The sequence below is a fragment of the Streptomyces panacea genome (genome assembly GCF_040560175.1).
Taxonomy (GTDB): domain Bacteria; phylum Actinomycetota; class Actinomycetes; order Streptomycetales; family Streptomycetaceae; genus Streptomyces; species Streptomyces panacea.
The window spans coordinates 1-14,285 of record NZ_JARJHW010000056.1; the positions used below are offsets into that span (position 1 = coordinate 1).

The 14,285-nt window shown below is 71.8% G+C and carries 8 protein-coding genes; 6 read left to right on the forward strand and 2 right to left on the reverse strand.

Annotated features, from left to right (window positions below; all coding sequences use genetic code 11):
- The 6 genes from P3L51_RS15890 to P3L51_RS15915 form a co-directional block, all read left to right on the forward strand.
- A partial coding sequence (locus P3L51_RS15890; protein ID WP_354605865.1) for a MinD/ParA family ATP-binding protein occupies positions 1–2,897 on the forward strand: 2,897 nt, incomplete at its 5' end.
- Positions 2,898–3,199: 302 nt separating this feature from the next.
- Positions 3,200–5,113 (forward strand): ABC transporter substrate-binding protein, encoded by a 1,914-nt coding sequence (locus P3L51_RS15895; RefSeq protein WP_354605866.1) that lies wholly within the window; start codon positions 3,200–3,202, stop codon positions 5,111–5,113.
- A 69-nt stretch (positions 5,114–5,182) separates the two neighbouring features.
- Positions 5,183–6,259, forward strand: a complete 1,077-nt coding sequence (locus P3L51_RS15900; RefSeq protein ID WP_354605867.1) for an ABC transporter permease — start codon at positions 5,183–5,185, stop codon at positions 6,257–6,259.
- Complete coding sequence (locus P3L51_RS15905) at positions 6,256–7,257, forward strand: ABC transporter permease (RefSeq protein WP_354605868.1); 1,002 nt, start codon at positions 6,256–6,258, stop codon at positions 7,255–7,257. The genes P3L51_RS15900 and P3L51_RS15905 overlap by 4 nt, the downstream gene beginning before the upstream one ends.
- Positions 7,203–8,327: an ABC transporter ATP-binding protein gene (locus P3L51_RS15910; RefSeq protein ID WP_435594456.1), complete on the forward strand. Its 1,125-nt coding sequence runs from the start codon at positions 7,203–7,205 to the stop codon at positions 8,325–8,327. Before P3L51_RS15905 ends, P3L51_RS15910 begins: the two co-directional genes overlap by 55 nt.
- A gap of 127 nt (positions 8,328–8,454) precedes the next feature.
- A complete protein-coding gene (locus P3L51_RS15915; protein WP_354605870.1) occupies positions 8,455–9,471 on the forward strand; it encodes an oligopeptide/dipeptide ABC transporter ATP-binding protein in 1,017 nt (338 codons plus the stop codon).
- A gap of 65 nt (positions 9,472–9,536) precedes the next feature.
- Here P3L51_RS15915 and P3L51_RS15920 read toward each other — a convergent pair whose 3' ends face one another.
- Both P3L51_RS15920 and P3L51_RS15925 read right to left on the reverse strand, forming a co-directional pair.
- Positions 9,537–10,490 carry a bifunctional riboflavin kinase/FAD synthetase gene (locus tag P3L51_RS15920; protein WP_354605871.1) on the reverse strand — a complete coding sequence of 318 codons (954 nt, stop codon included), beginning with the start codon at positions 10,488–10,490 and terminating at the stop codon, positions 9,537–9,539.
- Positions 10,491–10,533: 43 nt separating this feature from the next.
- Complete coding sequence (locus P3L51_RS15925) at positions 10,534–14,202, reverse strand: trypsin-like peptidase domain-containing protein (protein WP_354605872.1); 3,669 nt, start codon at positions 14,200–14,202, stop codon at positions 10,534–10,536.
- Positions 14,203–14,285 lie beyond the last annotated feature (83 nt).

Genomic DNA, 14,285 nt, shown 5'->3' on the forward strand with positions numbered 1-14,285 from the left:
CGTTCGCTCAGCCTTTCGGTGCCGGTGATCTGGAGAGCGGGGCGACCATGCGCTTCTCTCCCGCCTCGCTGAAGCGCGAGATGGCGGAGATCGACGCCGCCAAGGAGGCGGCGAAGGCAGCTGAGAGCAACTCCGATGCCAACGCCGACGGGGCCGCCGGCGGGGCCGCCGATGACGCTCCTGCCCAGGCCGCGGCGGAGGGCGAGCGGGACGGGGCGGGTGCTGGAACGGGTACGGGTACCGATGCCGGCGCTGACCTCGACCTCGGTCTCGATGAGGGAGCGGGCGAGGACGAGGGTGACAAGGGCGAGGCCCGGGGCGGCGACGACGCGGACGGAGACAGGGCCGGGAGCCAGCCGGCCGGGTTTGCCGAGTCCGGTGTCGACGAGCCCCTGGGGGGCTTGACCTCGTCGACCGACCTCACTTCCGCCTCCGCCTCTGCCGCCGAAGGCGAGGCCGGCTCCGGGGAACCCGCCGTAGCCGACGCGGACATCACGGATCTCTCGGACGACGTCCGGGACCGCCCCGTCGAGCCGACGGATGCGGTCGACGAACCGGCCGACGCCGTGCCCACGGACGAGCCGTCCGGCGCCGCTCTCCCGCCGCACACTCCTGCGGCCCCGCCCGCGCCCGCGCCGCCGTGGTCCCCGTCTCCCGCCGGTCCGGACTCCGGACTCCCGCCGCTGCCGCCCGCCTTCCAGCCCGCCGCGCCGGCGCCCGCGCCGCAGTGGCCCGCCCAGCGCTCCGCGACGCCTCAGGCGCCCTCGGTGTCGCAGGCCCAGCCGCAGTCGCAGCCGCCCGCGATCTCGCCGTCCTACGCGCCCGCTCAGCAGCAGCCCCAGTTGCCCCCGGCCGCACCGGCGCGGTCCGGCCTTCCGGCCGAGGCCCCCTGGGCCACGCCTGCCACCCCGGCGACTCCCGCCGCGACGGCGCAGCAGAGTGGCTACGGATTCCCGCAACAGGGACAGCCGGGCGGACCCGCGCCTCTCAACGCGGGCCCCAACGCCCCGTACGCGCAGAGCGGTTACGGCTTCCCCCAGCCCGGTCATCCCGGGCAGCAGGAACAGCCGGGGCACCAAGTCCCCCAACAGGGTTACGGGTTCCCCCAGCCGGGCCAGCCCGGTCAACAGCCGGGGCAGTCGGCCCAGCCCGCCCCGTACGCGCCCGTACAGCAGCCGCCGCAGGCGCAGCACGCTCCTCAGATGCCGCCCGCGCAGGCGCAGCAGCAGCACCTGCCGGCGCCGGCGGCGCCGACGCCCAATCTGCCCGCCCAGCAGCAACAGCCGTACCAGCAGCACGCGCAGGGGGGCGCGCCCGGCGGTGTCCCCGGTGCGCCGCCGGCGGACCCGCGCTCCGGCGCGGGCTGGCCGACGGCGATGGCGCACGACCAGCGCGAGCGTTCGGTACCGGGCGCGCCGCTCGGCTACACCGCCGCCGTCGAGCTGTCCTCGGACCGCCTGCTGCGCAACAACAAGCCGAAGGCCAAGAGCAGTCGCAACCCCTCCGGCGCCTCCCGCTTCAAGATCGGGGCGAAGAAGGAGGAGGCGGAGCGGCAGCGCAAGCTCGAACTGATCCGTACGCCGGTGCTCTCCTGCTACCGCATCGCGGTCATCAGCCTCAAGGGCGGCGTCGGCAAGACGACGACCACCACCGCGCTCGGCTCCACGCTGGCCACGGAGCGGCAGGACAAGATCCTCGCGATCGACGCCAACCCCGACGCCGGCACGCTCGGCCGTCGGGTGCGCCGCGAGACCGGGGCGACGATCCGGGACCTCGTGCAGGCGATCCCGTACCTCAACTCGTACATGGACATCCGCCGGTTCACCTCGCAGGCGCCGTCCGGGCTGGAGATCATCGCCAACGACGTCGACCCGGCGGTCTCCACGGCGTTCAACGACGAGGACTACCGGCGCGCGATCGAGGTACTCGGCAAGCAGTACCCGATCATCCTCACCGACTCGGGCACCGGCCTCCTCTACAGCGCGATGCGTGGAGTGCTGGACCTGGCCGACCAGTTGATCATCATCTCGACCCCGTCGGTCGACGGTGCGAGCAGCGCGTCGACGACGCTGGACTGGCTGTCGGCCCATGGCTACGCGGACCTGGTGCAGCGCTCCATCACCGTCATCTCCGGAGTGCGCGAGACCGGCAAGATGATCAAGGTCGACGACATCGTGCAGCATTTCCAGACGCGCTGCCGCGGCGTCGTCGTGGTGCCCTTCGACGAGCACCTGTCGGCGGGCGCCGAGGTCGACCTCGACATGATGCGGCCGAAGACCCGTGACGCGTACTTCAACCTGTCCGCGCTGATCGCCGAGGACTTCTCGCGCGCCCAGCAGCAGGGGCTGTGGACGGCGGACGGCAACCCGCCGCCGCACCTCGCGCCGCCGATGCCCGGCCACCAGGGACAGCAGCAGGGGCAGCCTCAGGGGCAGCCGCCGTACGGACAGCCCGGCCAGCAGGCGCCGGGCCAGCCGCCGTACGGACAGCCGCAGATGCCGGGACAGTACGGGCACGGCCAGCCCCCCGGACAGATGCCGGGCGGGGCCCCGGGGCAACCCCACACTCCGGGCCAGCAGTACTACCCACAGCAGCCCTATCCCCAACAGCAGGGCTGGCAGCAGTCGTTGCCTTCCCAGGCGCAGTCGTCCGGCAGCCCGGCCGGACTGCCGCCGGGTCAGTACCCCGGTCAGCAGTCGGGCGGGCACCCCGGCGCCCAGCCGCAGCACCAGGCACAGGCACAGGCACAGGCACAGGCACAGCACCAACAGCCTTCACAGCCGGGCCAGCACGGACAACCAGGCCAACCGGGACAGCCGGAGTTGCAGGGTCCGGTCCCGCCCGCCGGCTGGCCGCAGCAGGAGCCTCCGCAGGCTCCGTCAGCGCCTCAACAGTAAGGCGACAGAGGTTTAGACCAATGAGGGTCCGCACCGTCTTCACGGTACGGACCCTCATCGCATTCCCGCAGCCCAGATGGGGTTTCGACGCCCGTTGACGTGGCCCGACCAGCGCTGATAAACCTTCGCTTCACCAGTTGGTGAGCTGGCGTCAACCCAGCTGCCGCTGTCGGACGACGCGAGCAACCGATTCACGCCGCCGCTTCGAGTGACCACTCGAACCGGCGACGATCCCGACCACCCGCCCTCTTCCACCCCACTTCTCTCTGCTCCGTGAGAGTGATGACGCGAGGTCACGACCCATGGTCACAAGGATTGCGCCGCGTACGACGCGGCAGCCCACCCGGCAACGCTCCCGATTCCGTCTCTTCCTGGCCTCCGGTGCCGCTGCCACTGCGATGGTGGCCGGTTCCGTGATCCCGCTGAGTCCGCTGCTGCCGGCGGCCCCGCAGGCCCAGGCGGCGCCGAACGCCCTGAACGCCCCCAAGGCCCCGGCGGCGGCCGACGGCAAGAAGGTCCTCACGGTCGCCGTCGACCAGAGCATCGACTCACTGAGCCCGTTCCTGGCTCAGACCCTCGTCGCGACCAGCGTCCACCGGCTGACGTACGAGTACCTGACCAACTACGACGCCAAGGACGCCCGCACCATCCCGGGCTTCGCCACCAAGTGGGCATCGTCGCCGGACAAGTTGACGTGGACCTTCACCATCCGCGGCGACTCCAAGTGGTCCGACGGCAAGCAGGCCACCGCCGAGGACGCGGCCTGGACCTTCAACAAGATGATGACGGACCCGAACGCCGCCACGGCGAACGGCAGCTTCACGTCGAACTTCAAGAAGGTCACCGCCCCCGACGCGACGAAGCTCGTCATCGAACTCAAGAAGCCGCAGGCGACGATGACGTCGCTCGACGTGCCGATCGTGCCGAAGCACGTATGGGAGAAGGTCGACGACTTCTCCAAGTTCAACAACGACAAGAAGTTCCCGATCGTGGGCAACGGCCCCTACGTCATTGAGGACTTCAAGGTCGACCAGTTCATCCGGCTGAAGCCGAACAAGGACTTCTGGCGCGGCGCCCCGAAGTTCGACGAGCTGGTCTTCAGGTACTACAAGGACAAGGACGCCGCGGTCGCCGCCCTCCAGAAGGGCGAGGTCTCGTTCGTCGCCGGCCTGACGCCGGCCCAGGCCGCCGCGCTCGGCAACGCCGAGAACATCAAGGTCAACGACGCCCCCGGACGCCGCTTCTTCGCGCTCGCCACCAACCCGGGCGCGAAGGCGAAGGACGGCAAGGCATTCGGCAACGGCCACAAGGCGCTGCTGGACCCGGACGTCCGCAAGGCTCTGTTCCACGCCGTCGACCGCAAGACGATCGTCGACAAGGTCTTCCAGGGCCACGCCGTGGAGGGGCAGGGCTACATACCGCCGCGCTTCAACTCGTACTTCTGGCAGCCCTCGGACAGCCAGACGATCGGCTACGACCCGGCGAAGGCCGCGGCGCTCCTCGACAAGGCGGGCTACGAGAAGAACGGCGGCGGCAAGCGCGTCGGCGAGGACGGCAAGCCGCTCAACTTCCGCATCCTCTGCCACGCCACCGACCCGAACGACAAGGCCGTCGGCAAGTACCTCCAGGAGTGGTGGGGCGAGCTCGGCATCGGTCTCAAGGTCGAGTGCCTGGACAACGTCTCCGACCCGTGGCTCGCGGGCAACTACGACCTCGCCTTCGACGGCTGGTCGGTCAATCCGGACCCGGACTTCGTCCTGTCGATCCACACCTGCGCCGCCCTCCCCGCCACGGCCGAGGCCTCGGGCGCGACGGACAACTTCATCTGCGACAAGAAGTACGACGACCTGTACGCGAAGCAGGCGGTCGAGTACGACACCGCCAAGCGCACCGACCTCGTCAAGCAGATCCAGTCGCGTCTGTACGACACCGGGTACATGAATGTCATGGCCTACCCGAACGCCGTCGAGGCGTACCGTACCGACCAGATCAAATCCATCACGACCATGCCTGAGGCCGCGGGCAACATCTGGGGCCAGGACGGCTACTGGAGCTGGTGGTCCGCCGTACCGGCCGACGGGACCGGCGAGGCGAGTTCGGACAGCGGCTCGTCCACCGGCACGGTGATCGGGATCGGCGCGGCGGTGGTGGTCGTGGTGGCACTCGGGCTCTTCTTCATGATGCGGCGCCGCTCCACCGCCGAGGACCGTGAGTAGCGCAGTGGGCAACGCTGTGAGCACGACCGCGAACAGGGGGTCCGGGAGGCTTCCCCGGAAAGACACCGTATGAGCACCGCAAGCACCCCCGGTGTGGTGCGGGACGCCGCCGACGACCCGGTGAAGACCGGGCCGTCCGGCGGCTGCCGCACCCGCGCCACGGGACACAGGACCGACTATCTGCTGTACGTGGCGGGCAAGTTGGGCGGCGCCGCCGTCTCGCTGTTCGCCGTCCTCGTCACCAGCTTCTTCCTGTTCCGGATCATTCCCGGCGACCCGGTGAAGGCCATGACCCATGGCAAGCCGACGTCGGTGGAGCAGATGGCCACGCTGCGCAAGCAGTTCGGCCTCGATCTGCCGATGTGGCAGCAGTTCACCGAGTACTGCGCGAAGGCGTTGACGGGTGATCTGGGGACCTCGTACCAGTTCCACGCCCCGGTCGGTGAGCTGATCACCGAGAAACTGCCCGCGACGCTGCTGCTGACGGGCGTCGCCGTGCTGATCTACTCGACGCTCGGGCTGTGGCTCGGTACGCGCTCCGCGTGGCACCACGGTGGCCTCGGTGACCGGATCAACACCGGTGTGGCGCTGACGCTCTGGTCCGTGCCGTCGTTCTGGCTGGGGCTGCTGCTGATCATCGTGTTCTCGGTGGGCATCGGTCCGATTCCCGGGATGTTCCCCAGCGGCGGGATGGAGTCGGGCAATGAGACCGGCTTCGCGCACGTGCTCGACGTGGCGCACCACATGGTGCTGCCGGTGGTGACACTGGTGGCGGTCGGCTACGCCCAGACGCTGCTGGTGATGCGGTCCTCGCTGCTGGACGAGATGGGCAGCGACTATCTGACGACGGCGCGGGCCAAGGGGCTGCGGGACGATCTCGTACGGCGCAGGCATGCCGTGCCGAACGCGCTGCTGCCGACGGTCACGATGATTTTCATCAACTTGGGCCACGTTGCCGCCGGTTCGATCCTCGTCGAGACGGTCTTCTCGTGGCCGGGCCTCGGCGGGCTGTTCTACCAAGCACTGAGCGTGCCTGATCTGCCGGTCGTGCAGGGGCTGTTCGTGGTCTTCGCGGGAGCGATGATCCTGATGAACCTCCTGGCCGACCTGCTCTATCCGCTGCTCGATCCCCGGGTGGGCCGATGACTACCGACAAGACGCCGCCGGACCCCTCGGAGCCCGTGGAGTCCGCAGAGCCCCCGGCGCAGACGCGGGAGGCGCCGGAAACAGCCGAGGCGGCGGAGGTGGCGGAGGTGTCCGCCTCGTCGCTCGCGTGGGCGCGACGCCGCGGCTCCGTGTCCCGCTTCTGGCGCCAGTACCGTACGCACCGCGCCGGCCTCATCGGTCTCGCCGGCCTCGCGGTCATCGCCCTGATCGCGCTGACGTCGCCGCTGTTCATCGGCGGCGACGTGCAGAGCGTCACCGACGCGCCGGGAACGGCGCTGGAGAGCCCGAGCGGTGAATTCCCGCTCGGTACGGACCAGTTCGGCCGGTCGCTGCTCGGCCTGCTGATCTGGGGCGCCCGGATCTCCCTGGTCGTCGGGCTGCTCGCCGCCGCGCTGTCGGTGGCGATCGGCACCCTCGTCGGCATCGTCGCCGGACACTTCGGCGGCTGGTTCGCGACGGTGGTCATGCGGATCACCGACTGGTTCCTGGTGATGCCCGCGCTCGTGCTGGCGATCGTGCTGGCGACGGTGATGTCGCGCAGTATCTGGACGGTGATCCTGGCGATCGGGGTGACCTCGTGGCCGACGACGGCACGCCTGGTGCGCGCCCAGACCATCGCCGTCGAGTCGCGGCCGTACATCGAACGGGCCCGGGCGCTCGGCGGCGGACACACCCACATCATGACCCGCCATGTGCTGCCCAACGTGATGCCGCTGGTGCTCGCCCAGACGACGCTCGGAATCTCCACGGCGATCCTGACGGAGGCGACACTCGCCTTCCTCGGGCTCGGCGACCCGTCGGTCGTCTCCTGGGGCGGCATGCTCCAGGACGCCCGGGAGGCGGGCGCCGTCTCCTCGGGGCACTGGTGGTATCTGGCACCGCCCGGCATCGCGATCGCGCTCGTCGCGCTCGCCTTCACGCTCTGCGGCCGCGCGATCGAGGCCGTGCTCAACCCGAAGCTTGGGGTGTCCCGTTGACCGATACATCGAAGACAGAGCCCCCGAAGGCAGAGCCCTCCAAGGCGAAGACCTCGAAACCGGCGTCGAGTCTACTGGAGATCAAGGATCTGCGGGTCACGTACGGTACGGGGCCCTCGGCCGTCCCCGCCGTACGGGGCGTCGACCTCGTCCTCGAATCGGGCCGCAAGCTCGGAATCGCGGGCGAGTCCGGCTGTGGCAAGTCCACCCTGGCGCTTGCCCTGCTCCGGCTGCTGCCCGCCTCCGCGAAGCTGACCGGTGAGGTGCTGCTCGACGGTGAGGACGTACTCACCATGAAATGGGGCAGGCTGCGCGCCGTGCGCTGGGCGGGGGCCTCGATCGTGTTCCAGGGCGCCATGCACTCGCTCAACGCCGTGCACCGGATCGGCGACCAGATAGCCGAGCCGGTACTGCTGCACCGCGGCGCGACGCCCGCCGCCGCGCGCAGGCGCACCGTGGAGTTGCTGGAACAGGTCGGGCTGCCTGCCTCTCGCGCCGACGCCTATCCGCACGAGCTGTCCGGCGGGCAGCGGCAGCGCGTGATGATCGCGATGGCGCTGGCCTGTGATCCCCGGCTCATCGTCGCGGACGAGCCGACGACGGCGCTCGACGTGATGATCCAGGCCCAAATCCTGCGACTTATCGAGCAGTTGGTCGCCGAGCAGGACATCAGCCTGCTGATGATCAGCCACGACCTGGCGGTGCTCTCCGAGACCTGCGACCGGCTCGCCGTGATGTACGCGGGCCGGATCGTCGAGGAGGGGCCGGCGAAGTCGGTGTACGACGCCGCCGAGCACCCGTACAGCCGCGCGCTCTCCGCGGCGTTCCCCCGGGTCGGGGACCTGGCCTCGCGGCGCGCCCCGCGCGGTCTGCCGGGTGACCCGCCGGATCCTTCGGCGCTGCCGTCGGGCTGTACGTTCCATCCGCGCTGCCCCGTCGCGGTGGACGAGTGCGCGCGGGAGGACCAGCCGCTGCGGGACGCGGGACCGGGCCGACGCGCGGCGTGCGTGCACGTCGGCGCGGCGGTGCCGGCGCAGCCGGCGGCGACGCCCGCGGAGCAGCTCCCATGACGTCCCCACGCCCCGACGGGGCGGCCGGCCCGCTCCCTCGTACGGCGCGGCCGATGGCACGGTCGGCGCCGTACCCGCACCGTCCCGCTCGTACGGCCGCCGGGCGGCCACCCCTCAGGAGCCAGTCATGACCACCACGCCCACGCCTCTCCTCTCGGCCACGGGGCTGCACGTCACGTTCCCCGGGCGGCGCGGCGCCCCGGCGGCGCGGGCCGTCGACGGCGTCGATCTGGACATCGGCGGAGGCGAGATCGTCGCCCTGGTCGGCGAGTCGGGCTGCGGCAAGACCACGCTCGCGCGGACGCTGCTCGGCCTGGTGCCGCCGACGACGGGCGGCATCACCTTCGGCGGCGTGCCTCTCGGCTACCGGTCCGCCGCCCTCAAGGCGTACCGCAAGCGCGTCCAACTGGTGCTCCAGGACCCGAGCGGTTCGCTGAACCCGCGGCACACGGTGTACGACGCGGTGGCCGAGGGCCTGCGCATCCACCGGTACAAGGGTGATGAACGCGAGGCTGTGGCCGAGGCACTGTCCCGCGCCGGGCTCCGGCCGCCGGAGAGGTTCTTCCTGCGCTACCCGCACGAGCTGTCGGGCGGCCAGCGTCAGCGCGTCGTGATCGCCGGCGCACTGGTCCTGCAGCCCGAACTGATCGTCGCCGACGAGCCCGTTGCGTCACTGGACGCCTCCGTACGGGGCGAGATCCTGGCGCTGCTGCTGTCGCTCCGCGACGAACTCGGCCTGTCCGCCCTGGTCGTGACGCACGACCTCGGGCTCGCCTGGAACATCGCCGACCGGGTGGCCGTGATGTATCTGGGCCGGATCGTCGAGACGGGGCCGGTCGAGCAGGTACTGACGTCCCCTCAGCACCCTTACACACAAGCGCTGTTGTCCGTCCTGCCGGAATCGGGAGCCGAACCGGTCGTCCTGGCGGGCGAGCCGCCGGATCCCTCACACGTCCCGGGCGGCTGCCGCTTCCACGCGAGGTGCCAGATCCTCGCTTCGGGCGAGGCGGAACGCTCCGGTGTCGCCACCAAGTGCCGCACGGAAGCCCTGCCGATACTGACGGGCGGCGACACCACCCAGGTCGCCTGCCACTGGGCCGCGACCGCCGCCACGGCCGGCGCGGGAAGCGAAAAGGTGCTCTGAAGCCGCGCGCCTCAAGTCCCCAACTCGGGCGTACGGTGCCCCTGGTTGGGGCTTCGGCGGTCTCGTCAGCGCACGTCGTACGCGGCGACGAGATCGCTCGAGCGCTTCACGTCGTCGGCGATGGCTTCGAGGAGAGCCTCAATGGAGTCGAACGTCCGCTGGGGCCGCACGTAGGACAGGAAGTCCACGGCGACGTGAAGCCCGTACAGGTCGAGCCCCACACGGTCGATGGCGTACGCCTCCACGGTCTGCTCGGTCCCGTTGAACTGTGGGTTCGTACCTACCGAGATCGCCGCCGGCATCCGCTCGCCGTCGGCGGTCAGCCAGCCCGCGTACACGCCGTCCGCGGGGATCGCCGTGTGCGGCAGGGTCTCCACATTGGCCGTCGGGTAACCGAGCTCACGCCCGCGCTGCGCCCCGCGCACCACCACGCCCTCGACCCGGTGCGGCCTGCCCAGGATCTCGGCCGCGCCCGCGACGTCGCCCTCGGCGATCAGCCGTCGGGTCAGGGTCGACGAGAAGGGCTCGCCGCCGCCCGCCGCACCGGTCACGTACAGATCGATGACCTCGACCTCGTAGTCGTACGTCGCGCCCAGCTCGGCCAGGAAGCCGACGTTGCCGGCGGCCCGGTGGCCGAAGCGGAAGTTCGGCCCCTCGATGACGGCGCTCGCGTGCAACTTGTCGACCAGCACCTTCACGATGAACTCGGCGGGCGACAGCTTCGAGAATTCGGCCGTGAACGGCAGGACGAGCACCGCGTCCACACCCAGCCCGGCCATCAGCTCGCCCCGCCGGTGGTGCGGCGCGAGCAGCGGCGGATGGGTGCCCGGCCTCACGACCTCGCTCGGGTGCGGGTCGAACGTCACGACCACCGAGGGAACTCCCAGCTCCCGCGCCCGCTCGACGGTGCGCCCGATGATCAGCTGGTGTCCGCGGTGCACCCCGTCGTAGGAGCCGATGGTGACGACGCTGCGCCCCCAGTCCTGGGGGATGTCCTCCAAGCCGCGCCAGCGCTGCACTGTGACCGCTCTCCTCACCCGAACCCGTGTACGTGAATGCCTCTTACGCAGGTCTAAGACTGCCATGCCCGTGGCTTTTGACCCGCATCGGCATCGGGGTACCGAGCGCGATGACGGACTTGCGGGCGCTCGGCCCGATCACCGTCGCCCACCGGCGGGGGTCCTCGGTCAGCCATACGGCGACGAGTGCGGCGAATCCCGGCATCTCACGGGCGAGACCCACCAGGCGCCGGTCGAAACGCGTGGCCCCGTCGGGGGTCCGGACGGACAGGAGTCCGGTGCGGTGGACGAGGTCGCGGGTGGCGGCCTCGGCGCGGTCGGACGCCCCGGCGGCGGCGGCGCGCAGCAGGGCGTCCAGCACCGGCGTCTCCGGCCGCGCCGCGTGGTCGTGCGGGTCGAGGCCGTGGCGGCGTTCGTACGCCAGGAGTACATCGAGCAGCTCGGCCCGCAGCAGGCACGAGGCGCCGGTGTCGGACGCCGCGAGCACCGGTGCCAGCGCCGTACGCACCTCGACGGGGCGGTGCAGGATCAGACCCGTCACCAGGGGCAGCAGGGCCGCCCTGGCGGCCGGTCCGTGCTTCAGTCGGCGGTCGACGAACCGGGCGGCGTGCCCGGCCGCCCCCGGCCTTCGGGCGACGTACTCACTCACAAGTGCCGCGGCGTGGTGGGTGAGTTGGGGCTCTCGGAGTGCGGCGAGGGCGGTCAGCGGGTCGGTGGGGTCGGCCGCAGAGTTGTGCAGCCGAGTACGGAAGGCCGCGAGTACGGGCTCGGGGTGCGTGCCGAGCGCCTCGGCGAGTGCGCTCGCCGGCGGCCCGGCGTCCCCTCGTACGAAGGCGGCGACGGCCTGGTCCAGATGGCACGGGCGGGTCACCGGGTCCCGTACGAGAAGGCCGAGCGCCGCACCGTGCGTACGGGGGTCGGTGAGCAGGGCGAGGGCGGTGCTGCGCAGTAGTGCGCGGTCGGCGGCGCCGGTGACGTGCCGGGCGGTCACCGACGCGTGGACGGCAGCCGCCGTACGGCGCTCGGGGCGCCCGTCGTGCGCCCAGCGGTCGACGGCGCGGCAGAGCGCCGACGGCTCGTCCTCGGCGAGGGCAGCGAGCAATTCGCCGGCGCGGGGATGGTCGGCGGCGACGAGCGCCTCCGTGAGGTCGTCGACGGCGAGGAACCGCCGCGAGTGCAACAGAGCCTGCGCCGCGGTGGCGACGGTGGGGCGTACTGCCGCGTCGGGCTCCGTGGGCAGCGGGCGCTCGTCGGTGAACCAGCGGCACAGCAGTGGCTGTACGGCCCTGGGGTCGGCGTCCAGCAGGTCGGCCGCGGCGTCCAGGTACCGCGAGCGGGCACCCGGCGTCCCGGGCGCCCCGTCGGCGGGCAGCAGGAGTCGCAGAAGATCCGTACGCGCGGCCTCGTCCACCCGCAGCTGTTTCCAGAACCAGGGGCCGAACTCGGCGAGCCCACCGAGACGGTGCGGCCCTCCCTCCCGCACGGAGCGCCGCGTGATCTGTACGGCGAGGCGCCTCAGCACCGGGAGATACGGCTCCGTGTCGGGCATCCGCAGCAGTACCTCGCCGAGAAGGTGTGCGCCCCACCAACGTGCGTCGCCGAGCCGGGCACCCTCGGAGTCGGCGGCGCCGGTGGCGGCGCGCGGCACCCCGTCATCCGGTCCGTCGCCGAGGCGGTCCAAGGCGTCGATCAGGCCGTCCAGTCGGGGCCCCAGCGCGACAGGGCCGGAATCGCGGCCGAGGAGCAGCAGAGCGTGCACCACCGGGCCGATGCGGTGCGTCGGGACCGACGGCGCGGCGCGCCGTACGGGGCCGCGTGGTCCGTCCGGCCGTGCGCGGTTGTTACACGCCATCGACGCCGGGGTGCGCTGTGCGGGGACGGTCGGACCGTCCGCCGGGCGGGCTTGGTGGACCAGGACGTGCAGGGCGCCGTCGACATCGAGATGTGTGCCCTGGAGCCAGTCGCCCAGTTCCTCGTGGGCGAAGCGGTATCCGTGGCCGGCCGGGACCAGGAGGCCCTCGGCGAGAACGGCAGCGGCCCAGCCCGTGCTTCGCGGGAAGATCGCGTCGAACGCGTCGCGATCCAACTCGCCCCGTCCGGGGCCGAGACAGTGGCGCGCCGCCTCGTGCGCCTGCCGCGCCACCCTCGCGGCCAGCCTCCTGACGGCCGCACCGTTCGGCCTGGGCGCGCTCACCTCGGCGAGCCGTTCCGCGATCCGCAGACATGTCAGGTCCAGATGCGCGCTGAAGATGTCCGCCCGGTCGGGCCGCCCCGGTACGTCGCCGCCCAGCGCCTCTCGCAGCTCCCCCATCAAGCGGAGCGACAGGGGGTGGACGGCCTCGGCGTCGGCGAGGACCCCGTCGGGGATCCCGTACCGCTCGCGAGCACTTTCCGCCTCCGCCGGCCGCAGGTCGCCGATGCGTACGGCGGGAGGCAACCGGCGCGCGGCGCGGGCCGGACGGTGCAGTACGTCGGGCCGGCAGAGCGCCCCCGCCCGCTCCCAGAATTCGGGGCGGCAGGCCACGATCAGCTTGACGCCCTGGTCACGGAGCCAGTCGACGGTGCGCGCCGTCCAGTCGGGCAGCGCGTGGGCCAACTGGGGCGGCATCTCCTCCGGTCCGTCGAGCAGGACGAGCAGTGGTCGCCCCGCACCCCGTGCGAGCCTCGCCGCCTGCTCCGGCGTCGCGTCCGCCGCGTCCCCCGGCGCCCCGGAGGCGCTGACGGTGCGGCCCGCCGCGCGCAGCGCACGCCCCAGGGCGTCGGCGAGAGACGTGTCGTCGGCGCGCAGATCGGCGCCGCGCAGCCGGACGGTGGGGGCGGGTGCCGCCCCGTGGGCGCGTCGGTCGGCGAGTGCGGCGAGTTCCGTCGTACGGCCGGTTCCCGGGTCGCCAACCAGGCCCAGGACGAGCGCGTCGGAAGCGGTGACACCGTCGGCCGGCACAGCGGTGAAGGCGCTCAACTCGCGCGACGTGTTCGCCCGTTGAACGGGCCCCGGCACATCAGCCGACCCACCGTCCCAGCCTCTCCCTGCCCCGTCACCGGCCGGCGCCGTGAGGCGCAGCGTGCCGGCGAGGTTGAGGTCGTGTCCGTAGCCGGGGACGGTGGTGTTGTTCAGACGTAGCAGCGCCGCCAGCGGTCCCGCCGGGTCCGCCGCGGCGGCCGCCGCCAGTGGGAGGGCCAGTCCGGCGGCACGGTGCTCCGTGTGCAGAGCCGTACCGATGACGCCCAGGACGGCGCCCGTCGCGGCGTCCAGCACCGGCCCGCCCGCGGCCGCGCCGCCCAGCCGCAAGGCGTCGCTGCCACCGGTGCCGATCGCCAACTCCAGCACCGTATTCAGGAGATGGAAGCGATCGGTCGCCGTGTACGTGGCCGGAACCGCGCCCAGCAGGCGCGCCTGACGCCACCCGTGGGCGGCGATCCGTACATACGTCCCGGCCTCGGGACTGTCCCTGGGTGAGATCGGCAGCGGTCGCACGTCGAGACCCTCGGTGCGCACGAGCGCCAGCCCGACCTCCGGCAGCGGAATGATCGCGTCGGCGTCGGCGAGACAGGTCCGCTCCCCCGGTGCGTGCAGGACCAGCCGTGCGAGGCCGTCCACGGCCTCGTGGCTGGTGACGACGGTCCCCGCGGAGTCGGCGACGAAGCCGGTCCCGCGGGGCCTGCCCGCCAGATCACAGATCCGCACCAGCGTCGCCCGGTCCCCGCTACCCATGGCTCAGACGGTAGGCAGATGTTGATCAGCCGGAGAAGGACGCGAGCCGAAGGCGCCCCCAGTGCACCCTCTGTTCACTCCGA

Coding starts and splice junctions, on each gene's coding strand:
- P3L51_RS15900 (WP_354605867.1), top strand. CDS start 5,183: ATGAGCACCGCAAGCACCCCCGGTGTGGTGCGGGACGCCGCCGACGAC.
- P3L51_RS15915 (WP_354605870.1), top strand. CDS start 8,455: ATGACCACCACGCCCACGCCTCTCCTCTCGGCCACGGGGCTGCACGTC.
- P3L51_RS15905 (WP_354605868.1), top strand. CDS start 6,256: ATGACTACCGACAAGACGCCGCCGGACCCCTCGGAGCCCGTGGAGTCC.
- P3L51_RS15925 (WP_354605872.1), bottom strand. CDS start 14,202: ATGGGTAGCGGGGACCGGGCGACGCTGGTGCGGATCTGTGATCTGGCG.
- P3L51_RS15895 (WP_354605866.1), top strand. CDS start 3,200: ATGGTCACAAGGATTGCGCCGCGTACGACGCGGCAGCCCACCCGGCAA.